At 47.1% G+C, this 23,400-nt stretch carries 20 protein-coding genes; 6 read left to right on the top strand and 14 right to left on the bottom strand.

Annotation, left to right across the window (positions count from 1 at the left end; all coding sequences use genetic code 11):
* From HLG76_RS14835 to HLG76_RS13455, 7 genes are all read right to left on the bottom strand, one after another.
* On the bottom strand, positions 1 to 184 hold a 184-nt coding region (locus HLG76_RS14835; protein WP_217706591.1), incomplete at its 3' end, for a hypothetical protein.
* A gap of 402 nt (positions 185 to 586) precedes the next feature.
* Positions 587 to 2,482, bottom strand: a complete 1,896-nt coding sequence (locus tag HLG76_RS13475) for a methyl-accepting chemotaxis protein (protein WP_175993845.1) — start codon at positions 2,480 to 2,482, stop codon at positions 587 to 589.
* Positions 2,483 to 2,513: 31 nt separating this feature from the next.
* On the bottom strand, positions 2,514 to 3,074 hold the full coding sequence (locus tag HLG76_RS13470; RefSeq protein ID WP_175993844.1) for an outer membrane beta-barrel protein: 561 nt from the start codon (positions 3,072 to 3,074) through the stop codon (positions 2,514 to 2,516).
* Positions 3,075 to 3,204: 130 nt separating this feature from the next.
* Positions 3,205 to 4,722, bottom strand: coding sequence for a LuxR C-terminal-related transcriptional regulator (locus HLG76_RS13465; RefSeq protein ID WP_175993843.1), 1,518 nt, complete (start codon positions 4,720 to 4,722; stop codon positions 3,205 to 3,207).
* 222 nt (positions 4,723 to 4,944) lie between these two features.
* Positions 4,945 to 5,193, bottom strand: coding sequence for a glucose PTS transporter subunit EIIB (locus tag HLG76_RS15050; RefSeq protein ID WP_368656360.1), 249 nt, complete (start codon positions 5,191 to 5,193; stop codon positions 4,945 to 4,947).
* On the bottom strand, positions 5,190 to 6,500 hold the full coding sequence (locus HLG76_RS13460) for a PTS transporter subunit EIIC (RefSeq protein WP_254877700.1): 1,311 nt from the start codon (positions 6,498 to 6,500) through the stop codon (positions 5,190 to 5,192). The genes HLG76_RS15050 and HLG76_RS13460 overlap by 4 nt, the downstream gene beginning before the upstream one ends.
* A 51-nt stretch (positions 6,501 to 6,551) precedes the next feature.
* A complete protein-coding gene (locus HLG76_RS13455; protein ID WP_254877699.1) occupies positions 6,552 to 7,880 on the bottom strand; it encodes a 6-phospho-alpha-glucosidase in 1,329 nt (442 codons plus the stop codon).
* A 168-nt stretch (positions 7,881 to 8,048) separates the two neighbouring features.
* Here HLG76_RS13455 and HLG76_RS13450 point away from each other — a divergent pair, with 168 nt between their 5' ends.
* Positions 8,049 to 8,771, top strand: a complete 723-nt coding sequence (locus HLG76_RS13450; RefSeq protein ID WP_175993842.1) for a GntR family transcriptional regulator — start codon at positions 8,049 to 8,051, stop codon at positions 8,769 to 8,771.
* A gap of 82 nt (positions 8,772 to 8,853) precedes the next feature.
* Complete coding sequence (locus HLG76_RS13445) at positions 8,854 to 9,285, top strand: PACE efflux transporter (protein ID WP_077661478.1); 432 nt, start codon at positions 8,854 to 8,856, stop codon at positions 9,283 to 9,285.
* A 34-nt stretch (positions 9,286 to 9,319) separates the two neighbouring features.
* Here HLG76_RS13445 and HLG76_RS13440 read toward each other — a convergent pair whose 3' ends face one another.
* From HLG76_RS13440 to xerD, 5 genes are all read right to left on the bottom strand, one after another.
* Positions 9,320 to 10,657: a sigma-54 dependent transcriptional regulator gene (locus HLG76_RS13440; RefSeq protein ID WP_175993841.1), complete on the bottom strand. Its 1,338-nt coding sequence runs from the start codon at positions 10,655 to 10,657 to the stop codon at positions 9,320 to 9,322.
* Positions 10,658 to 10,890: 233 nt separating this feature from the next.
* Positions 10,891 to 12,399, bottom strand: coding sequence for a lysine--tRNA ligase (gene lysS / locus HLG76_RS13435; protein ID WP_077646814.1), 1,509 nt, complete (start codon positions 12,397 to 12,399; stop codon positions 10,891 to 10,893).
* A 26-nt stretch (positions 12,400 to 12,425) separates the two neighbouring features.
* A protein-coding gene (gene prfB / locus HLG76_RS13430) for a peptide chain release factor 2 (RefSeq protein WP_175993840.1) occupies positions 12,426 to 13,524 on the bottom strand; the annotation gives its coding sequence in 2 pieces (ribosomal slippage) (positions 12,426 to 13,448 and positions 13,450 to 13,524; 1,098 coding nt in all).
* A gap of 94 nt (positions 13,525 to 13,618) precedes the next feature.
* Positions 13,619 to 15,349 (bottom strand): single-stranded-DNA-specific exonuclease RecJ, encoded by a 1,731-nt coding sequence (gene recJ / locus HLG76_RS13425; protein WP_077461739.1) that lies wholly within the window; start codon positions 15,347 to 15,349, stop codon positions 13,619 to 13,621.
* A gap of 21 nt (positions 15,350 to 15,370) precedes the next feature.
* Positions 15,371 to 16,261: a site-specific tyrosine recombinase XerD gene (gene xerD, locus HLG76_RS13420; RefSeq protein WP_077576788.1), complete on the bottom strand. Its 891-nt coding sequence runs from the start codon at positions 16,259 to 16,261 to the stop codon at positions 15,371 to 15,373.
* Positions 16,262 to 16,408: 147 nt separating this feature from the next.
* On the opposite strand from xerD, the gene fldB reads away from it, so the two are divergent.
* Positions 16,409 to 16,927, top strand: a complete 519-nt coding sequence (fldB, locus tag HLG76_RS13415) for a flavodoxin FldB (protein WP_175993839.1) — start codon at positions 16,409 to 16,411, stop codon at positions 16,925 to 16,927.
* A gap of 140 nt (positions 16,928 to 17,067) precedes the next feature.
* On the opposite strand, the gene brnQ is transcribed toward fldB, so the two are convergent.
* Complete coding sequence (brnQ, locus tag HLG76_RS13410) at positions 17,068 to 18,372, bottom strand: branched-chain amino acid transport system II carrier protein (RefSeq protein WP_175993838.1); 1,305 nt, start codon at positions 18,370 to 18,372, stop codon at positions 17,068 to 17,070.
* A 310-nt stretch (positions 18,373 to 18,682) separates the two neighbouring features.
* Between brnQ and HLG76_RS13405 the strand changes: the two genes are divergently transcribed.
* The 3 genes from HLG76_RS13405 to HLG76_RS13395 all read left to right on the top strand — a co-directional run bounded on the left by HLG76_RS13405 (position 18,683) and on the right by HLG76_RS13395 (position 22,502).
* Positions 18,683 to 19,387 (top strand): tRNA1(Val) (adenine(37)-N6)-methyltransferase, encoded by a 705-nt coding sequence (locus HLG76_RS13405; RefSeq protein ID WP_368656359.1) that lies wholly within the window; start codon positions 18,683 to 18,685, stop codon positions 19,385 to 19,387.
* A 106-nt stretch (positions 19,388 to 19,493) separates the two neighbouring features.
* Positions 19,494 to 20,717, top strand: coding sequence for an ATP-dependent RNA helicase SrmB (srmB, locus tag HLG76_RS13400; RefSeq protein WP_175993837.1), 1,224 nt, complete (start codon positions 19,494 to 19,496; stop codon positions 20,715 to 20,717).
* 237 nt (positions 20,718 to 20,954) lie between these two features.
* Positions 20,955 to 22,502, top strand: coding sequence for a sodium:alanine symporter family protein (locus tag HLG76_RS13395; protein WP_175993836.1), 1,548 nt, complete (start codon positions 20,955 to 20,957; stop codon positions 22,500 to 22,502).
* 96 nt (positions 22,503 to 22,598) lie between these two features.
* Here HLG76_RS13395 and HLG76_RS13390 read toward each other — a convergent pair whose 3' ends face one another.
* Positions 22,599 to 23,297: an oxidative stress defense protein gene (locus HLG76_RS13390; RefSeq protein WP_175993835.1), complete on the bottom strand. Its 699-nt coding sequence runs from the start codon at positions 23,295 to 23,297 to the stop codon at positions 22,599 to 22,601.
* Positions 23,298 to 23,400: the final 103 nt, after the last annotated feature.

The following is a 23,400-nucleotide window of genomic DNA, read 5'->3' as shown; positions in this document are numbered from 1 at the left end:
TCAACCGGCCAAGATAATTGTCGCTAGACCGGCCACCGTAATTGTCGCTCAATACAAAACCAATCATATTATTTAAATACTGTTCACAGCTCGCCTTTTTTACTTGTCGCCCAGCTTGTCGATCACAATGGATGCATTGAGGCTTATAGACCTCTTTGAAAATACCACTATAAGCCCCCAGCATATTTCTCCCCTAAAAAACATTATAAATGGCTAGAGTAATAATCTCGCTACCAGTTTTCGAAAAATAACCCGCAACAATAGCCTAGTATGCACATGGATGAGAACTAAAGTAGAGCTTCAATAAGGCCGCTTCCATATCAAAACTTTTACTTCGGCACCCATGAATAAAACCTCGCATGTCCTGACGTATCAGCTTATATTTTGGGTTATCTAACATACGTTTATAGTAAACAAGCAACAAACGCTTCCGCTCCGATAAGGAAACATGCTTATCTACAGTGCTAATGTAGGAGTAAAGCCTTATTAGGCTATTCACAACAAGTTCAAAAAAAAGCCGCTCTTTTGTGTCTTTTATGGCGTCTGACATACAATGATTGCTACCCATCAACACCAAAACCTCGATTTATACTCTGAATCGCTTAACCGTTTCATGCAGACGTGAGTTCAGACGACCAATTTTCTCGGCTTCTTCTGTGACCACATCACTCCCTTTGCTAATTGACGCTACAATGGTCCTAATCCTATTCATGTTTTCGCTGATGTCCGCAGACACCGCTGATTGCTCTTCAGCCGCTGTTGAGATTTGCGTACTGGCATCGTCGGTTTCTTTTGCGTACTCCGCCATCGTTCTCAAGCTTGTAGCCACCTGTTCTTGACCGGAAGCCGTATCAACACACATTTGTTTTGTACGATTAATCGCTGCAGACATTTGTTCGCTACTAGCTAATAGCGCAGAAAGCACCTTATCGATTTCCTTGGTGCTGTCCATTGTCCGACTCGCAAGCGTCCTGACTTCATCCGCGACTACCGCGAAGCCTCGTCCCTGCTCACCAGCACGCGCCGCTTCTATTGCCGCATTAAGCGCCAACAAATTGGTTTGCTCTGCAATTTCTCCAATCACCTTCAATGCGCCATTAATGTTGTCACTGCTGGCGTTCATGTCGCTCACCAAGGCAACAGAGGCTTCCATATCTTCTAACAAGCGCTCGTTGAGCGACTGCGCTTTTCTCACCACTTCTTCTGATTGCCCGCCTAACTCTGATGCCTCTACAGTGATCTGGGACGCTTTAACGGCGCTTTGCGCGACCGAATGGGCGGTACTGTTCATTTCTTCAATGGCTGTTGCCACTTGCTCAGTTTCAACCGAGTGCTGACCAATACTCTCAGCGTTTTCCTCGGTAAGCGATTGTAACCGCTCGACATTATCAGCCAGTCCTAAAGAGACCTCGACGATATCAGCAACGGCACGATGGACTTTATCAATAAATGCATCAATACCTCGACCAATGTCACCCAAGTCATCATTGCGCTCAAGGTTAAGACGTTTAGTGAGATCGGCTTCACCACTGGAAAGATCCTCTGCCAACACACGAAGAGAGGTGATAGGACGGTACAGCTTATTGATTAACAGATAGAAAGCAGCGATGGCTGCCAGGATGCCCGCGAACACCATGAGTATTGTGGTGGTGCGAGTTTGATAAATCGGTGCAAATGTTTTTTCGTCCTCTACAGAGACGCCCAAAAACCACGTTGTATCAGCAATCTCTAGCGGCGCCGAGAAAAACACTTTTTCAACTCCCCCATAGGTATACTCTTGATACTTGGGTTGAGTACTATTGATGACAGCCCTAGCAACACTGGAAAAGCCCGCCAGTGACGTAGCTTGCTCGCCATTAGAAATATTTGGACTTGAGGAGGCGAGAATGGTTGAGTGCCTATCCATAATCACCGCGACTGCCCCATCCATCTCTTGGAAAGACTCAACAATCTTATTCATTTTTGACAAGTCAAAATCAAAAGAGAGGACATCGTTTCCTATTTGAGTGGCCATCGACATCCACATTCTCTCAGCGCCTTTGTAAGCTCGCGTTGTCGCAACGCCATTTGTCGATACAGCCGCTTTGTACCACTCTCTATTTCGTGCATCGCCTTTATATATGTGTCCTGGCCAGTCGGCACCCTGTTGATTCCAATAAGCTTTGCCATTTCCAGAAGTAAACACCACACTGTCCATATTCGTCGAGGCAGCGATATGCTTGACCAGCGCTATTTTATTATCTGGAAAAGGGTTACTTTTGTAGTATTCTGAAAGATTTAATAAGACACTTTCTTTTTCATCAAAGTAGGATGAAATGGTTCCGGCATTCGCTTCTACATATTCCCTAACCGTTTTCTCTTTATCCTGCTTAAATGCGTCATAGACATTAAGATATGTGAAAAGACTGACCACACCCAATGATAAGGATACCAATATCAACACCCCCATAAGGAGCGATTGTCTAAACCCTAACTTCTTCATTCCCCTCTCCCATAAAACTGCTATCTAGGCATTAAAATTTATACAAGACACCAAGAGAAAACAGATAGTTATCATCAACTTCCTGTCTAGAGTCTGTTATATATACATCATCTTGCGAGGACTCATAGCCGAGACGAGACATCACATGAATGTTTTCGCTTAAGGGTCGCATCACGATACCGCCAAGCTCATACCCCCACTCATGCCCAAAGTCTTTTGGCTCATCACTCTCATCGACATCGAACTCATAATGCTTATAGGTGAGTCCCCCGTATAATCCTGCTTGGATACAGGCATAATCACGCGTTAAGGTCAAACCAAGGGAATAGCCTGTTTTATCGATACCCTCTAATGATAGATGGCTTTTATGCTCTATCGCGTCATAGCTCCACCCAGCATAGATTGAGGTACCCTCTAACAGTTGATAGTAATAGGTAAACTGAGCGCCGTTCGCATGTCCGTCAATTATTTCTCCACTGTCATAAAGAGAGTGTCTGTACTCAAGTGATATTGAATTATTCGTGTTAGAGTAAGCAGAAAATGAAGTGAACGAGGCCAGCAGTAATAATGAGTAAACAGCAGAGTAATTCATTATAAAACACCAGGTAAATAGAAGTTAATCATAAAATACCGCTAGGCGCTATATGGGTAAATAGTACTCTGGTACGAAACTCAAGGTAAATGGAAAAAACAACAAAATCAGGTGACTCTATTAACAAAAATCACAATAAGTCATAGCGCCCCTTAACACCGAGTTTCTTATATATATTGTTCGCATGGGACTTAACCGTGTTGATTGATATATTTAGTGCGCTAGCAAGATCTTTGTAAGAGTAGCCCAGCTTAAGAAGCTCCACGATTTCTCGTTCTTTTTTAGATAAAGCATGACATCCTGTGCCATCCTTTTGTAAATGTCTATCTTGTACATTTCGCTTCAAAAAGACAAAAAGGATGGGGGGCTTAAAGTGACAAGGTCTATTTCTCAAATAATTTCTAATTTGCTCTTGGTAAAAGTGTTCAACAAAAGATGACTTTACAATACACGGCAGTCTGACACGTTTATCTCGACATCGAGCTAACTCATACAGCGAGTAGAAATCAGGGGTATTCCAAGCTTCTGATACCTGGTTATATTCATAAACGGAGATGAGCTTTCTCTCAAACGCAACAAAGTTTTTAAAGGAGAACCGCTCTCTCGATACCTCAATTAGCATGTTGCAGTACAAAGAGTATATCTGATAAAAACAGTTATCAGTAGATGATAAATAATCACGCTTAAAGCGATTAATATAGTTCTCTATCGTGTGTAGTCCTTTACCTGACCAGAGTGATGAAATAATAATAGCCACCGTCGTCATGTACTGCATTTTATGTGTTCGGTAAGGCAATAGCGTATATAAGTCATAACGACCTAACGCAGTCTCGTAATTATCACTCATTGCCGCGCAAAGTATATTGAGGAAATAGCCATAATACAGACTAATCCAACGCTTTCGTCTTTGGCATAACGGAAGGAGATTTTTAAGAAGATGTTGGCAATCATCAAATCGGCTAAGAAGAAATAACTCTTGAGCAGTCGATGTGAGTAAGTCAATTACCTCTTCGTCATCAATGTCAATTTTACCAAGCTGATACTTTTCAAAAAACAAATCAGCACTGAGTGTTTCACCGTGCTCTAGCCGACGCACGATATGATACAAGAGTATTTCACCATAGCTACTCGTGTCTGGGTTATCATTACCGAAAAAAACGTTATAACATAGCTTAGCTTGTTCGAATTTCCCAAAAACAAGATATATTTTAATCGCTTTGACGAGCACTCTCTTTTCTAAATTGAACCCTTGCCGCATCAGCTTATTCACTAAGAATAGTGGCGTTTCACTTAAGTTAAGATCAATCATCACCTGTAAGATAACACTCACGTAATGATTCACATCACTCTCATACTTCAGCAAGGTTTTATATAATATATTTACTCCTTCTTTAGGTAACACACTTACAAACCTGAAGACTCTATCATCATTATCGATGATTGATAGAATTTTTTTCCGGTCAAGATCTGAGAGCTCTCTACCTAGATAATAATATTCGTATCCATTTTCTCTAATGATATCCTTTTCATTAGATAATTTTTCTTTGGCAATATCCCCGTAAGGGAAAGCGCAACGATCTAAAACGTCGTAAGTAATCACCCTACTCAATTTAAAGGCTAGTAACAGCTCTTCTTCAATTTCAGACATTACACGCTCTCAATTATTATTCGATGGCCACACTGAGTATCACCTTAAATTGGGCAACAACTGACTCAGACTCAAACGACTTTTCGTAACCAACGAACATTACCACTAATAACACTCTAATCAATAGTACCTAAGTACGATTAACTCCTAGCTTATATTAGCCTCAATGCATAAGAGCGGTACCCAGTACCGCTCTTCATTCCTTGTCTTGAGGCGCAAAACCTACGCTCGTGTCAATTGCGTCATTTCTTCGCGAACCTGAGGTACGGTTAAGCCGACAATAATTTGAAAGCTATCACCATTACGTACCATGTTGACTGCACCATGCGCCTGAAAATATTGCGTTTCCGCTACTTTTTCTGGCTCATGCACCTTGATACGCAACCGTGTTGCACAATTGGTAAGCAAGGCTATGTTGTCTTTACCACCTAGCCCTTCAATAAACGCACTCGCTTGCCCGCCATCAATCACACCGCTCGATGAATCGCTTTGCTGCGCACCCTTATAGTCGGCTTTGGTATAAAGCTTCGCCTCTGCGCTGCCCGGCCGGGCGTGGGGATATCAAATTTCAAAATCAGCGCGCGGAATACCACAAAGTAAATAGCGGTGAAACTCAGGCCGATGAGCACTTGCACTATATATGTATCGCCATGCAAGCTGCCTAGCGGTAACCAATTTTGAAAAATAAAGTCGATGATCCCAGTCTGGAAGTTACCTGAGACACCAAACCAATAGGCAATAGTTGCCATGGTCGCTGCCAATACCGCGTGGAGTGCAAACAATGCTGGCGCGATAAACAGGAAGGTAAACTCAATCGGCTCAGTGATCCCAGTAAGAATGGCCGTCAATGCCGCACCGAGTACTAAACCGAGCACCATTTTCTTGTTTTCTGGTTTCGCGGTTGCGTAAAGGGCCATGGCAATACCGGTACAGCCAAAGACTTTCCCCATCCCAGTCAACATCAAGCCACCTTGTGGGAATTGCTCGGTTAAAGGCGCAGGGTTGCTGGCAAAGTTTTGGATATTTTGAATCCAATGAGCCACCGTGCCGCCATCCACCGCTACGGGTCCATAAAATACGGGACCGTAGACAAAATGATGCAGACCCGTTGGGATCATAATCCGCTCAAGGAAGGTGAACATCCATACCCCGAATGAACCAGCACCGACTAAAAAGGTTTGTAGATTATTAATGCCGTGCTGAATACTTGGCCAAGTAAAACAGGTGATGATCGCCATGAGTACCATGATCGGGAAACTCACAATAACCACCAAGGGGGTGCCACCAAACACTGCCGCCCAGTTTGGCAGTTTTTTGTCGAAGAAACGATTGTGAACCCAAACGGAGAGGCTAGCAATGACGATGGCGCCCAATAGGTTAGTATCCAAAGTCAATATACCGCCAACATCAGTCAGTCCACGCTCACCCTCCACATAATTCACCCCAAGCTCAGGTCCCCAGAACTGTAAAATGCCACCAATCACATAATTAAAGGTGATGTATGACACTAGTGTGGCCAGTACTGCACGCCCGGATGCAGATTTTGCTAGTGCTATCGGTAACCCTACCGCAAACACCAGGGCCATATTTTTAAACACCGCCAACGAGGCTTGGAGAAGGATCGTTGACACTTTTACCCATGCACTGCCTTCCACCGCCCAAGGAAAGAGATCTTGGTTGAGCAACATCACCGATAAGCCTAATAACATACCGGCGGCAGGAAAGAGGAGCACAGGGACAAACATTGCTGCGCCAAAGCGCTGGATCATATCTTTCATGATGATCGCTCCCAGGTTTTGGCCCCAGATGGTCTCTGGGGCATCGTATTATTAATGAAATTGCGGTAGATAGTCGGCGTTAACACGTAGAAGCTCATCGACGATCTGTTGCGCTTTTGGCACATCCACAACGGTGCGATTGAGCGTGAGCGCGTTGACCAGTGTTTGTCGATCTCCGCTAAACCAGGCATCAACGACCAGCTTTTCGTAGCCGAGTTGGCCTTCGATCAGTGCTTTTTGGAACGTAGGGATGGTTCCGACCGCAAAGCGTTTCGGGCCGTCATTGGTTAACGCTGCCGGTACTTCCACCATGGCATCATTCTGAATATTTGCGATCGCGCCATCATTCGGCACAATAACCAGATACGTCTCACCACGGTTATATGCCAACGAGGCCGCCACGCGAACCATATAGCGCCCATGAATGTCTGCGTGAAGGTGCTCATTAGCGGTGGTGCCCGCGGCAATGATGCGCTCATTCAGGCTAAACACCCGCTTTTCTCGCCCATTGATCACTTGGCGCGCTCGCGTATTAGCGATATCCTCTTTTTCAACCATTTTTTCTGGGTATAAGTAGTACTGTAGGTAAGTATTCGGTAAGTACTCTGGATTATCCCGTAGCATCGTTTGCATGTTTTTGAACGTTGCCTGCCATGAAGGATCATCAGCAATTTCTGGATCGACAGCACTGATCCCCTCTTCCAGAATGATGCGTTTAATCTCAGCGGTAAGGTCAACACCTTCTCGATTTCGTACCTTGGTAAACCATCCAAAGTGGTTCAGCCCAAAGTATTCCGGCACCAAATCCCAGATCTCGCAACCAAGTAATTGTGCATAACTCACCATAATGGCGGCAGGCATATCGCAGATGTTTAGAATGCGGTTGTCATCAGGAAACTGGCGCTGTAGCGCTTCAGCTACAATGGCAGCAGGGTTGGTGTAGTTTAGAATCCACGCGTCAGGAGCAAACGCGCGGATTTCATTGACCAAGGTAATCATGTCACCGATAGAACGCAGCCCATAAGCCATTCCACCCGCGCCACAGGTTTCTTGACCGACACAGCCATAAGAAAGTGGAACCTGCTCATCACGCTCACGCATCGGTAATCCACCCGTGCGGATCTGAATAAAGAAAAAATCAGCATCAGAAAATGCGGTTTCTTTATCCGTGGTGTACACGAACTCCTCGACCTCAGGATAAGCTTCGCGCAGTAAGATTTCTGTTGCTTTTGCGTTTGAAGCCTGTCTTTGTTCGTCAATGTCATAGAAGGTGATTTTGCGTAGTGGAAATGCCTCTTTCTCAGCGATCAAGCTATTAATCATGCCGAGTGTGTAGGTGCTTCCACCCCCGACGATAGTAAGCTTTTGTGGTTTCATCATCGTGTCTCCTCTTAATATGTATCTTTAATGTATTACATTAAAGATACTTTAAAAATACACAAAGGGTCATTTATTGATCAGGGGCACGATAAGAATCTATTTATGTACTTTAAATGTATTATCGATCACAGTTTGTTATGATTGGGCATGCAGCTAAAAGGAGCCGACATGTTGAAACCTCGCTACATGCAAATAGCCGATTTACTCACTGAGCAGATTAAAGATGGCACCCTGACACCAGGCGCGATGATGCCCACAGAAGCAGAACTACAAGCAACCTATAATGTCAGCCGCGTCACGATACGTAAGGCAATGAAAGTATTGGTCGATAATGAACTGCTTTATCGAGTGAGAGGCAGTGGTAGCTATGTAAAAGCGCCAAAAGCACAACATAATGCCTTTCAACTAATGGGGTTTATCGAAGAAGTATCCGCACAAGGAAAGATCCCAAGTTCAAAGGTGATTGCGTTTGAAACGTGTCCTTGTAGTCACGCGATTGCTAGTAAATTAAATCTTGAGGAAGGCACATTAATCTATGCGATACAACGTCTTCGCTTGATCGATGATGAGCCAGAAATTCTAGAGTGCACGTATCTGCCGGTTGCCATGTTTACCGACCTTAGTATCGATATCATGCAAACATCAAAATATGATTATATAGAGCACCAAAAAGGAATGCAGATCGCCAAAAGTCGACAGTGCGTTTGGCCAGATAGCACCTCTCTATCGCTCGCTGATCTATTGAATACCAAAGAAAACACACCTATTTTACGTGTTGAATCGGTGAGTGAATTAGTTGATGGCACGCCATTTGAGTATACAGTGAACTATTTTCGTTTATATCAATATAGCTTCGAGTTTATCGCACATCGTCAAACAACAGCGCAGTAAGTCACTATCACATTTATCTCGGTTGCGTTGCCGTCCATTCCATGTAATCTGGCCGTATTATCCAACCTAACGCGGCAACTTGATGAGAACACAGGCAGATAGATGGCGCCATGCTATCGGTTTTGAACTAACGGGCTTGATCTTGGTGGTCTTGGGGCTCAATTGGATCCTTGGGGCTGGGATCGGTCACCTTGGCGTGATGGGGGCGATTTTTTCAGTTCTCGCCACCTTCTGGAATTATGTCTACAACATTGGCTTTGATAAAGCGATGTTAGCGCGGCGGGGCTCGGTGATCAAAACCCTCCCCTTGCGTCTGTTGCATGCTGTGCTTTTTGAGGCTGGGCTTCTGGTCGCCACTATCCCCTTTATCATGTGGTGGCTGTCGATGAGCTTTTGGCAAGCTCTGAGCATGGATATTGGGCTCGTCATTTTTTATCTGATTTATGCGTTTGTTTATAACTGGCTGTATGACTATTTGTTTCCGATCCCAGCTCCCCACTCAAAACAAGGCTGAGTACATCAACCTTCATAGAAATACGTCAAAAGGTTTATTGACGAAACGTGCGTGGCGCGGGGATCAAATTGTGTTTATTTAAAAGCCGATACATGGTCGCACGTGAAACACCGAGCTCTTTAGCCGCGGCCGATACTTGTCCCTTATTTTCCTCTAGCACAGCAATTAACGCATCGCGTTCCGACTCTTCACGGATTTTACGTAAGCTTTGTTTATAATCACCCTGATGGGGCAAATCTAAGTGCTCCGCATCAATCACCAGATGATCGGCCAGCAATACCGCGCGCTTCACCTGGTTGATAAGCTCGCGCACATTACCCGGCCATGAATAACTACTGAGCACACGCTTGGCTTCATCAGAAAAGGTTCGCGCTTGCGTATTATATTGACGTGCAAACTTAAGCAAAAAATACTCTGCTAACTCAGGTACATCGGACTGGCGATCTTTAAGCGCTGGCATATTAATACGCAGCACATTCAATCGATAATACAAGTCTTCGCGAAATAATCCTTCGGCGACACGCTTTTCTAAATCCATATGTGTGGAGGCAATCACGCGCACATCGAGATCACGATTATATTGGTCATGGGTGATATCCAAGGTGCCTTCTTGCAGCAAATGCAGTAAGTGCCCTTGCAAGTGCAGGGGTAAGTCGCCAATTTCATCAAAAAACAAGGTACTTTTATGACACTGGCGGATTTTCCCTGGCATCTTTTCATCGCCCAGCAACGCATGCTGCATCGACTCATCGGCTAACGCCGAGCATTTCACCGACTCAAACGGCGCTTTCGCACGAGTAGATGCATGATGAATCGCTTGGGCCACTAGCTCTTTACCGGTACCGCTCTCGCCGGCGATTAACACAGACACATCGGTTGGCGCGACACGACGTACTTGATCACGCAACTTTTTCATCGCCGGGCTCGTTCCCTCTAGTCCCATATCACTGTGGTCACCGAGTTGTGGCCAGACATGGCGCTCAAGACGCAGCATACCGAGTTGGTGACCAATGGTACTCATCAGTTGCGAATTAGGAACAGGTGAGGTGAAGTAGTCAATACAGAAACTGACAATAAACTGGCAGATCGCTTCATTAGTAAGCTGATTTTCTCTCACCAAGGCTAACCAACGCACCTGCTTGTTACGGTTAACTAGCGAAGCGACACCATTGAGGCTAAAGTCGTTATGGCTGAGATCGACAATACCAATACAAGGGCCGATATCTTGTAACAATGACTGCGCAGCACGCAAATCATAGCAGCGATGACAATGCCAGCCAGCTTGCTCAAGGGTTGCCAGCCAAGGCTCATAAGCGCCACCGACCATCACGAGTGAGCTTAAGGTTTTGTCACTCCCTGCATCAAATCCCATAACACCTGCCTTACATCCAGTCTGTCATACTACTTGCCAAACAAAGCCTTATTATAAAGATGGCCGATTTTAAATCTGTCTCAATAAAGAGACATCAGCTGGACACCATAAGCATTATTTTAGTCAAATATATGAATAAACCCGATAAAATGTTGAGTCTTTGACCTAAATATCGGGTATAAGGCACAAAAAAAGCGGCTCTGTGAGCCGCTTCCATGGTGGTCTTTCCAGTTTTAGCTACCTTGTTGAGGGCGCATCGCTGGGAACAAAATCACATCGCGAATGGTATGTGTATTGGTAAAGAGCATCACCAGACGATCAATGCCAATTCCCTGCCCTGCCGTTGGCGGCAAGCCATGTTCAAGCGCATTAATGTAATCGGCATCGTAATACATTGCCTCATCATCACCTGCATCTTTGGCATCAACTTGGGCTTTGAAGCGCGCATCTTGATCTTCGGCATCATTCAACTCCGAGAAGCCATTGGCCACTTCACGCCCACCCACGAAGAATTCAAAACGATCAGTCACGAATGGGTTGTCGTCATTGCGACGAGCCAATGGTGAGATATCCGCTGGGTATTCGGTAATGAAGGTCGGCTGAATTAATTGTGGCTCCGCCGTTTCACCAAAGATTTCTTCAAGTAACTGGCCAGCCGTCCAAAACGATTCGACACTGATATTCAGTGATTTCGCAATGGCGGCTAGATGATCTCGCTCTTGCACATTCTCATCGTTCAGCGCTTGAATCTCAGCATGATCAGGGTTGTACTGCTTAATGGCATCAAGCATGGTAATGCGTGGGTAAGGCCCAGCAAAATTAATCTCATGTTCGCCATAAGGCATTACAGATTGCCCCATCACTTCCAGCGCCACACGCGATAACATATCTTCGGTGAGATCCATCAGATCGTTATAGTCCGCGTACGCCATATAGAATTCCATCATGGTGAATTCTGGGTTATGGCGTGGCGATAAACCTTCGTTACGGAAATTCCGGTTCACTTCAAACACACGCTCGAAACCACCGACAACGAGACGCTTGAGGTATAGCTCAGGCGCGACACGTAGATACATGTCGATATCTAACGCATTATGATGAGTGGTAAATGGACGTGCTGTTGCCCCACCTGGGATAACGTGCATCATCGGTGTTTCCACTTCCATAAAGTGTTTTTCTACCATGTAGTTACGAATGGCGGTCACCACACTTGAACGCACTTGGAATGCGTGACGTGACTCTTCGTTGACAATCAAGTCGACATAACGTTGGCGATAACGCAGCTCTTGATCAGCCAAGCCATGGAATTTTTCTGGCAACGGACGCAATGCTTTGGTCAGTAGCTGGTAGCGCTCCATGTTGACATACAGATCGCCTTTGCCCGACTTATGCAGCGCACCATGCACGCCAATAATATCACCAATATCTAAGCCTTGGTACTCGGCTTTCAGCGCTTTTTGTACGTCTTTCGAGGCATAGGCTTGCACACGGCCCGAGACATCTTGTACCACCATAAATGGTCCGCGCTTGGCCATAATACGGCCTGCGATCGTGACTTTGTGATCAAGTGTTTCAAGCTCGGCTTTGTCTTTATCGCCAAATTCAGCCTGCAGGTCTGCGGCAAGATGCTCACGACGGAAGTCGTTAGGATGGCCGTTTGCCTTACAGTTTTCACGAATGTGATTCAGTTTGGCGCGACGCTCGGCAATCAGCTTATTTTCGTCTGGTAACTGGTCAGTCATAGAAAACCCTTTACATTAAATCGTGATTACAGGCCAGATTTGAGGCTGGCTTCAATAAATTTATCTAAATCGCCATCAAGAACGGCCTGGGTATTACGGTTTTCAACACCGGTACGCAAGTCTTTGATGCGCGAATCATCCAAGACATAGGAGCGAATTTGACTGCCCCAACCAATATCCGACTTTGCATCTTCGTTGGCTTGTTTTTCCGCATTTTGCTTTTGTAGCTCAAGTTCAAACAGCTTGGCTCTTAGCTGTTTCATCGCTTGATCTTTGTTTTTGTGTTGCGAGCGATCGTTCTGACACTGCACCACGGTATTAGTCGGAATATGCGTAATACGGACCGCTGATTCTGTGGTGTTAACGTGCTGACCACCGGCCCCCGATGCACGGTAAACATCAATGCGTAAATCAGAAGGATTGATCTCGATATCAATGTCGTCATCAATTTCAGGGTACACAAACGCAGACGCAAATGAGGTATGACGGCGCCCGCCAGAATCAAACGGCGACTTACGCACCAAGCGATGTACGCCTGTCTCCGTACGTAACCATCCGTAGGCGTATTCGCCCGATATACGCACAGTCGCCGATTTAAGCCCAGCGACATCGCCTTCAGATACTTCGATAACTTCGGTTTTAAAGCCTTTCGCATCCGCCCAACGGAGGTACATGCGGAGCATCATGTTGGTCCAATCTTGCGCTTCTGTGCCGCCAGACCCTGCTTGCAAGTCAATATAGCTATCGGATGAATCATGCTCGCCAGAGAACATACGACGGAATTCAAGCTTAGTGAGCTTTGTTTCAAGGTCGGCCAACTCAGGCTCAACTTCATCAAAGGTTTCTTGATCGTCTTCTTCGACCGCCAGCATCAACAGCTCGTTGACCTCTTCGCCCCCTTGGGTCAAGTGATCGATGGTTTCAACCACCGCCTCCAGTGAAGCACGCTCTTTACCCAGCGCTTGGGCACGTTGTGGTTCATTCCATACGTCGGGTTGTTCTAATTCGGCATTAACTTCTTCTAGACGCTCTTTTTTAGCATCGTAGTCAAAGATACCCCCGAAGGACATCGGTGCGTTCAGCGATATCCGCGAGGCGATTTTTGATTGGATTAATCTCAAACATGGTCAAGCATCTTCATTATTTGCGGAAATTTAACCGCCGAATTTTAGCGAATTGTCGCGCTAATAAACAGGGCGTGATGGAAAAAGCCGCACAATTAAGCCGGTTCAAGGTAAGAAACAATCAGCTGAGCACTGCGATTACCACGAAACTCATTGATATCCAGTCGATAAACGAGGTGAAGCGTTTTGACACTGGGATCCGGCCAGCGACGCACATCCACGTTAAATGCGATCGCATCTATCATGGTGCCACCACCTTCAGGCTCAACCATCAATTTTAAGTGTTTTCCTCCCACTAGCTTTTGCTGTAATACATGAAAGTTGCCATCGAACTGCGGCTCTGGAAAACCTTGTCCCCAAGGTCCGCCAGATTGAATGATCTCGGCAGTCTCTATCCCCAGCTCATGGCTTTGCAGCGCGCCGTCGCTCAATAATACCCCTTTCAGATCATCCTCACTGACCTGCTCGCGCACCTGCGCATCAAACTGCTTGGCGAACGTATCAAACTGTGCTTCGTCGATGGTCAGTCCCGCGGCCATGGCATGGCCGCCAAACTTTTTAATTAACCCGGGATTGAGCGTATCTATCCTATCTAGCGTGTCACGCATATGTAAGCCGGGAATCGAGCGTGCCGATCCTTTGATCAGCCCCTCGCCACCGTCGGCAAAGGCGATCACCGGACGATGAAATTGATCTTTTAAGCGCGACGCGAGAATGCCAATGACACCCTGGTGCCAATCGCGCTGAAATAAGGCCAGTCCCACCGGTAAATCTTGCTCAGAGTGTTCGGCAATCAAGCGCTCGCACCAAGCCACGGCTTCTTGCTTCATACCTTGTTCGATATCTTTACGCGTTTGATTTAACGCATCCAGCTCGGACGCCATCCGTCTGGCCGCATGGATGTTGTCGCACAGTAATAGCTCTACCCCGAAGGCCATGTCATCTAACCGTCCTGCCGCATTGATCCTGGGCCCTAGCGCAAAACCAAAATCACTGGCGACCAGTGTTGCCATATTGCGATTGGCGACCTCGATCAAGGCTTGAATCCCTGGCCGACAACGACCTGCTCGGATCCGCTGTAACCCTTGATGAACAAGAATGCGGTTGTTGCTATCAAGCGCCACCACATCCGCCACCGTGCCGAGTGCGACTAAATCGAGTAGCTCAGCCAGATTAGGGATAGCCAAACCTTGTTGCGTAAACCAACCTTGGTCACGCAAGTGCGCACGCAAGGCAAGCATTAAATAAAACGCGACCCCGACCCCTGCTAACGCTTTAGAGGGAAAGTGGCAGTCATCTAAATTCGGGTTGACCATCGCATCCGCATTCGGCAGTTGATCGCCGGGCAAATGATGATCGGTTACCAATACGTGCATACCGAGGGCTTTGGCATGGGCAACACCTGCTAATGAAGATACGCCGTTATCGACGGTCATAATCAGTTCTGCGCCTCGCTCAGCGGCTTGATCAACCACCTCTGGGCTCAAGCCATAACCATCATCAAAGCGATTGGGCACCAAATAATCTACGCGTGTCGCGCCCATCATACGCAGTGCTTTTACTGATAGCGCCGATGAAGTCGCGCCATCAGCATCAAAATCTCCAACGATTAAAATAGACCGATGGGCCGCCAAGGCCTCGGCAAGCAAGTGTACGGCGGCATCGATCCCTTTGAGCGCTTGATATTGATGGAGCCCCGCTGCGCTGCGATTTAGCTCGCTATCTGTTTGTAGCCCACGGTGCGCATATAAACGCTGTAAGAGCGGAGGAATGGCATCGCTGAATGCTGGCGTGACTGACGGCGTCCGTCTTTTTATTTCTATCATGAAGTGATTACCAATTGCGGGTTAACCTCGAGGATGATGCGCTTGATGAAGCTGTTTCAAACGCTCCGTCGCCACATGGGTATAAATTTGCGTCGTTGAAAGATCACTGTGCCCCAACAACATCTGTACTACCCGCAAATCCGCACCATGATTAAGCAGATGGGTCGCGAAAGCATGTCGAAGGACGTGTGGAGATAAATCATCGGTCTCAATACCGGCCAGTTGAGCATAATATTTAATTCGATGCCAAAAAGTTTGTCGTGTCATTTGCCGCGCGCGTTTACTCGGAAAAAACACATCGGTGCTGGTTTGGCCCAATAAGACGGGACGACTGTGAGCTAAATACTGTTCGAGCCAATCCACCGCCGATTCACCCATCGGTACTAACCGCTCTTTATCGCCCTTCCCTGAGACACGCACGACACCTTGGCGAAGGCTCACGGTTTCAGTGGTGAGTTCAATTAATTCGGTTACACGTAGCCCGGTGGCATAGAGTAGCTCTAGCATCGCTTTATCTCGCAACTCTAACGGATCGCGCGTGTTCGGTGCCTCTAATAAATCGTCGATCTGCGCTTCAGTTAGATCTTTTGGCAATCGTTTAGGTTGTTTGGGACTTATCAGCGTCGCACTCGGATCGTCGGGACGCAACTTCTGACGGTATACATATTGAAAAAGCCGACGTAATGCCGACACCATTCGGCTGCGAGAGCTGGACTGGTAGCCTTGTTCGTGTAACCAATACTGATAATCTTGTAAATCTTGCTTACTCACTGCCACCAATGCACGACGGTCGAGCCAGTGACAAAGCTTGAGTAAGTCGGCACGATAGGAATTTAAGGTATTCTCGGATAACCCGCGTTCCATCCACATGGCGTCCAGAAACTGTTCGATTAATTCAATGTTTTTATTCACGTTCAGCCTGCTTGGTTATAAATCGGAAAATACGTGGTTTGCCGGGGTAGGGACGGCCAACATTATACAAAATGTCGCCAGCCCTTGCTGGATCAAATTGCCGTTCAACAGGTAAACTGCCCGCATGATAAACAACAGAGTCGCGCTATGAAAATCGGTCTTTTTTATGGCTCTACCACCTGCTACACCGAAATGGCCGCGGAAAAAATCCGTGATTTTATCGGTGACGATCTGGTCGAGCTCCACAATGTAAAAGAAACGCCGCTCGCCAAGATGGCAGACTATGACTTACTACTGCTAGGCATTTCCACCTGGGATTTCGGCGAACTCCAAGAAGACTGGGAAGCCGTTTGGCAAGATATTGATAGCTTGCAGCTAAACGATAAGACCATCGCATTGTTCGGTTTAGGCGATCAGGAAGGCTACGCGGAATGGTATCTCGATGCCATGGGCATGCTTCATCAACAGTTACAAGGTTGTGGCGCGCAGTTTATTGGCTACTGGCCAACCGCAGGCTACCGCTTTGATGCCTCCAAGGCGGTGACGGAGGATGGCAAACAATTTGTTGGCTTAGCCCTTGATGAAGACAGCGAATATGATCTCAGTGATGAGCGCATCCAAGCCTGGTGCGAGCAAGTACTGGTAGAATATCAGGCCATGCTTTAACGCACTCTGCGTGCAGTCAATCCTACGCTGTACGCTTGCTAACCGTGAGCGCTTAAATTGTCTGGGCCATGATAGATCCACCATTGCCATAATAAAAAACCGCGCTATTTGGCGCGGTTTTTTATCTTAAGACAAGGCGATTATGCTTCGGCTAATGTCGAGTCACGGGCGCCAACAAACTTGGCTACCACCATGGCCGCTAACGTCGGAAGTAACCATGCCATGCCAACATCGAACAGTGGTAGGAAGTTAAAGGCACTCATGTCCGCCCCCATCACTTTCACTGCATCGAGTAAACTAAAGAGTAAAGCCACCCCCATGACTAAACGATAACCCAGTGCTGGGTTTGGCAGCCAGCGGCGAATGAAGGTCAAGCCAATCAAGGCAATCGCTACCGGATATAAAGCGAACAAGACCGGAACGGAAATCGCAATTAACTGCTTTAGGCCAACATTGGCAACCACCGCACAGACAGTGGCAACCACCACGACCCAGCGACGATATGTCCATGATGTCAGCGAGCTAAAATAGTCTGCACATGCGCTGACCAAGCCAATCACTGTGGTCAAACAGGCTAAACCAATGATGGCGGCAAGGATCATTTGTCCAACCGGACCAAACAGCGCATCGACATACGCGGCCATGATTTCGCCACCGTTTTGGGTCCCCTGCGCCACCACACTCGCGGTGGAGCCTAAATAAAACAAGGACACATAGACAAACGCTAAGCCCGCCGCAGCAATAATGCCGGCGTAAATCAGATACATGCAGGTCGCTTTGTTGTCTTCAATGCCCTTTTTACGGATCACATCGACAATCAACATACCAAACATCAGTGCGGCGAAGGTATCCATGGTGTTATACCCTTCAAGAAAGCCGGTGGTCAGCGCATTCTCAACGTAGTTTCCTTGCGCGGCAGCTACTTCTCCTTGTGGATTAACAATGACGGCGATCGCCAGGATCGCTAATGCCGCAAATAACAAAGGCGTCAAGAATTTACCAATCGTGTCGATCAGTTTTCCTTGCGAAAGAGAGAAAAACATTGCAGCAGCAAAAAAGACCACAGAAAACGCACCCAGCTCAAGCTGTCCAGGCGATGACAAAAAAGGCTTAAAACCAATTTCGTAAGCGACCAGTCCGGCACGAGGCGCCGCAAAAGCTGGGCCAATGATGATAAAAATCAACACTGCCATCAGGGTCGCGATACCGGTTGGCAAATCACGAGTGAGCCCTTTCCAGCCCCCTCCTGCGATGGCAACGGCGATAATACCGATTAGCGGAAGACCAACAGCCGTAATCAAAAATCCGATCATGGCGGCGGTGTAATGGTCGCCAGCTAACATGCCAGCTTGTGGTGGAAAGATTATATTCCCCGCGCCTAAGAAAAAGGCAAAGGTCATAAAACCTAACGCTAAAATATCTACTAATTTTAAACGTTTAGTCACGATGAATACCTACAGCTTTAGAGGGTGTTTGCAAATGAATAATCTTTCGCCCATCTGAAACGCTGATTTATAATATTTTGTTTCAGACGATAGGCGGAATGCAGAATAATGAACAAGTTCCCTGTCACAGTAAAGGCATTGGCAAAAAACCTTGTGATCTTCTGCTTTAGCAATAACAATTAGCTCAATAAACTGGCTAAATAATTATCTCTGGCATTTTTCAATAACGATATCTTGCAACACTCTGATCACATTAAAGTAAAAAATGCTATCGGCTTGCTGACCAAACTACGGAGACACTGAGCATCTTGTGAGTCAATTTCGATTTAAGCAATTTACGATTGAACACGGTAAATGCGGCATGAAAGTCAGTACCGATGGGGTGCTGTTAGGGGCGTGGGCCGAACCTCATCAGGCACAAAAGAGTTTAGATATAGGGACTGGCACCGGATTATTGGCCCTTATGTTGGCACAACGTTTTGCTAACCTGGCCGTGACAGCCGTCGACTATGACGTGTCAGCGTTTCATTGTGCATACGATAATGTGGCAAGGTCGCGGTTTGTGGATCAGATTCAGGTACAACATACCGATATCAACACCTACCATAGCCCACCTCTATGGCCTCACATTGTGTGTAACCCGCCATATTTTACCAGTGGGGTCTCGTCAAAAAACAAGCAACGTGCGATCGCCAGACACACGGACACGCTTAGCCATGCAGATTTAGTTCACTGCTTGGCACGCCTTTTAACACCAACAGGGTGTGCTGACCTGATTTTACCGATAAAAGAAGCTGAGGCGTTGATCGAACAGGCCGCTGAATATGATCTCTACTTATGCCGTCATGTACTCGTAACACCAAGCCCGAATAAGCCGCCTTCTCGATTACTGTTCACGTTAAGCCCCACGACGGGAACGCTAAGATCTGATACGATCACTGTGCGTGATGAGCATGGCGATTACACCCAAGCGTTTACCGCCTTGACGCGCGCGTTTTATCTCAAATTGCCGTAAGCAAAATATCGCAGTGTAGGACAATCCGTATTGGTCATGACGCGCTGCCTATTTACACCATTTGCGTCTATAATGCCGCGCTTAACTATCCTTGGAGAATTACCCTGTGCGAAGCTTTGCCGAACTAGAGCTGGATCCTGAACTGCTCAGTGCACTCGACGATATGGGCTATCAGCGCCCAACGCTTATCCAATCGGAGGTCATCCCCCATGGTATGGATGGGCGCGACATCCTCGCGTCGGCGCCAACCGGAACGGGAAAAACCACCGCTTTTTTGCTACCAATGCTGCAGCATTTGTTAGATTTCCCGCGGCAAAAGCCAGGACCCGGCCGCGTGCTTATCCTGACACCGACGCGCGAACTCGCCATACAAGTCGCTGAGGAAGCGCGGGCATTAGCCAAAAACACCAGTCTCAAAGTGTTCACTATTACGGGTGGGATTTCGTATCAAGAGCACGCCGAACAACTGGGTAAAACACAGGATATTGTCGTCGCGACGCCAGGCCGCCTAATGGAATACATTGAAGCTGAACGTTTCGACTGTCGCGCCGTCGAGTGCCTCATTCTCGACGAAGCCGATCGCATGTTGGATATGGGCTTTGCCAATACGGTCAATCGCCTCTCCGATGAGTGCCAACGTCGCCGTCAGACCATGTTATTTTCAGCTACGCTTGAAGGTCGCGGGGTTAGCGGATTCACGGACAGTCTTTTAGACGAGCCAGAACTCATCGATGTCACCCCTCCTCGCCGTGAACGCAAAAAAATCACTCAATGGTATTACCGCTGTGACGATCTCAATCACAAACGCGCACTACTCAAAGCCATTGTGACCGACCAAGCGGAGCGCGCGATTGTCTTCATAAAAACACGTGAACGCTTGGCGGAACTTCGCGAGTATATGCAGTCACAACAACTAGAATGCGCCTGGATCCAAGGTGAAATGCAACAAGCTAAACGCAATAATGCCATCAGTCGTTTTAGTGAAGGAAAAGTGCATGTTCTCCTTGCGACCGATGTGGCCGCTCGCGGCATTGATGTGCCTGATATCACTCACGTGATTAACTACGATCTGCCCCGTACCGCCGATGTGTATTTACATCGTATTGGTCGCACAGCACGCGCAGGTAAGAAAGGATCAGCCATTTCACTGGTTGAAGCGCACGATCAACCGATGATGGATCGTATCACCCGTTATATGGATGAGGATATCAAAGAGCGAACCATCGGTGATTTGAAGCCAAAACATAAAAAAGCAGAGCACAAAAAGAAAAAAAAGAAGCAAAGCGATAAAAAGACAACCACAGCTAAAAAGCCCAAAAAACGCAAATAGACTTAGACACTCATCCATCGCACTGACTGGCTGAAATATAAGGATTTACTCAAGGAGGCCCGACACGGCCTCCTTTTTTTCACCTATCACGTCCATTTTACTGCACACTAAACGATCAATTTCACACATCGTGCAATGTAATGACACAAAATATTAACAAATGAACTGAAGATCAGTTTAAGATGCTAGACGCGATAAAAACAAAACATGATGCAAACACAGTAGAAGGAACTCACTATGCAATCGTTTGTCGATTTCTTAAATAGCATCATATGGAGCCCAGTTCTGATTTACACCTGTTTAGGTGCAGGCCTGTTCTACTCTATATTGACGCGTTTCGTTCAAGTTCGTCACTTCGCAGAAATGTGGCGACTGCTCTTTTCTGGGAAAAGTTCGGAAAAAGGGATCTCTTCATTCCAAGCGCTCGCCGTGTCCCTCTCTGGTCGTGTCGGTACCGGTAATATTGCCGGTGTGGCAGCCGCGATCGGTTTTGGCGGCCCAGGGGCTGTTTTTTGGATGTGGGTCGTTGCCTTCTTAGGGGCTGCGACGGCATTCACCGAGTCAACCTTAGCGCAGATTTATAAAGAAGAAGACAATGGCGAGTTCCGCGGTGGGCCCGCGTATTATATTGAAAAAGCGATGGGGCAAAAATGGTATGCCATTCTTTTTGCACTCGCGACACTCCTCGCGTGTGGCGTCATGTTGCCGGGCGTACAGTCGAATGCGATTGGGAATGCCGTTGAAACCGCCTTTGGCTCAGGTGCCATGGTTGATACTGCCATGTTTGGCGCACTCGAGGTGTCTAAAATCATCACGGGCGCTTTTATTTCTGTCGTGCTAGGTTTCATTATTTTTGGTGGCGTGAAGCGTATCGCCCACTTTACCCAGATCGTCGTGCCATTTATGGCGCTGGCGTACATCATTATCGCCTTCGTTATCATTTTGCTCAATATCAGCGAAGTGCCTACCGTGTTTGCCATGATTGTTGGCGATGCCTTCACACCAATGGCCGGCGCTGGCGCAGCAATCGGTTGGGGGGTAAAACGTGGGGTTTACTCTAACGAAGCCGGTCAAGGGACAGGCCCTCATGCCGCCGCTGCTGCGAACGTTGATCACCCCGCTCAGCAAGGTTTGGTGCAGTCGTTCTCCGTGTATATCGATACGCTGTTAGTCTGTTCAGCCACCGCGTTTATGATCATCATCACCGGTGCTTACAATGTACACGGTGCCGGTGACGCCTTTATCGTGCAAAATTTAGCCTCGTCGGTGGCAGCCAATAGTCCTGAGTTTACTCAGCTTGCCATTGAAGCGGCAATGCCTGGATTGGGCAAACCCTTTATCGCGTTTGCACTTTTCTTCTTCGCCTTTACTACCATTCTCGCCTACTACTACATTGCGGAAACCAACATTGCTTACCTACGTCGCACGTTTAAAGTGCCTGGTATGATGTTTGTGCTGAAACTGGTGCTGATGTCCGCGGTATTCTATGGTTGTGTGCGTAGTGCTAACCTCGCTTGGGCATTTGGTGACGCTGGGGTTGGCTTAATGGCTTGGCTCAACATTGTCGGTATTATCATCATCTTCTTCATGTCTAAACCGGCGATGAAGGCGTTGAAAGACTATGAAGAGCAGCAAGCCCAAGGGGTTGAAACTTACACCTTTGATCCGGTTAAACTGGGGATCAAAAATGCTGACTACTGGGAGCAGCGCTTAGCGCGTCGCAATGGTACCCAAAGTGATGACGCAACGGATCCCGACGGTAAGCCGGTTAATCCAACCGCGTAACACACGGTAAGACAAGTAAGATAAAGGGCGCCTACTTAGGCGCCCTTTATGATCGCTGACCGATAGTCATACCACCACTAGCGGCTGTACGTGCGGTTAGTCATCTAAGCGGAAAATAATATCGACTTGGTCACGGACCTGCATTGTCATGTCTTGATAGCTTGCGGCAACATCAGCACTGCCACTACGCATTTCAGCATTCATCATCACAGGACGTGGATTACTCGAGCGATAACGGACTTGCCACACGCCATCCAAATGCATATTTAGGCTCTCAGCCAGTGCTGTCGCTTTTGCTTTGGCGTCGTTAACGGCAGCCTCGCGAGCTTTATCTTTGAGCGCCGACTGTTCGCTACTGGTTAGCTGTACCTGTCGGATACGATTGATCCCCTCGCCCAGCGCACCATCTAATACCGCATTCAACTTGTCTAGCTGGTTTAACGTTACCGTCACTTGGCGCTCGGCACGATAACCTATCAGTTCAGGCGCTTTGTCTTTGGTATGTTGATAACGTGGAGATAGCTGGATATGGGCACTCTCTATCTGATCACGTTTCACGCCTTGCCTTGCCAATCGTTCGATAAAAGCCGCAACCGCTTTATCTGATGCACTTTTTGCTGCTTTGGCGGTTTTTCGCTCAGTAACCACGCCAACATCAATATTGGCCATATCAGGCGCTGCCGTGATTTCTCCAACACCGGTGATCTCTAAATGAGGGAAATCGATATTGGCCATCGCTGTAGGGGCAACAACCAACGCACCTGTGAGCCATATTATTGCTTTAAACTTACGCATCATTTCTCCTTTCATGGATTCAAATTGTCATGAGGTTATCGGTCAGACTCTGTTATTCGCGAAAGACTCCCTCGCCTAAGTCAAGTTTATGTTAAAACACGAT

It is taken from the genome of Salinivibrio sp. EAGSL, from assembly GCF_013366455.1.
In the GTDB taxonomy this organism is placed as follows: domain Bacteria; phylum Pseudomonadota; class Gammaproteobacteria; order Enterobacterales; family Vibrionaceae; genus Salinivibrio; species Salinivibrio costicola.
Note: the sequence above shows the minus strand (reverse complement) of the source record. Positions and strands in the feature narration are given on the sequence as shown.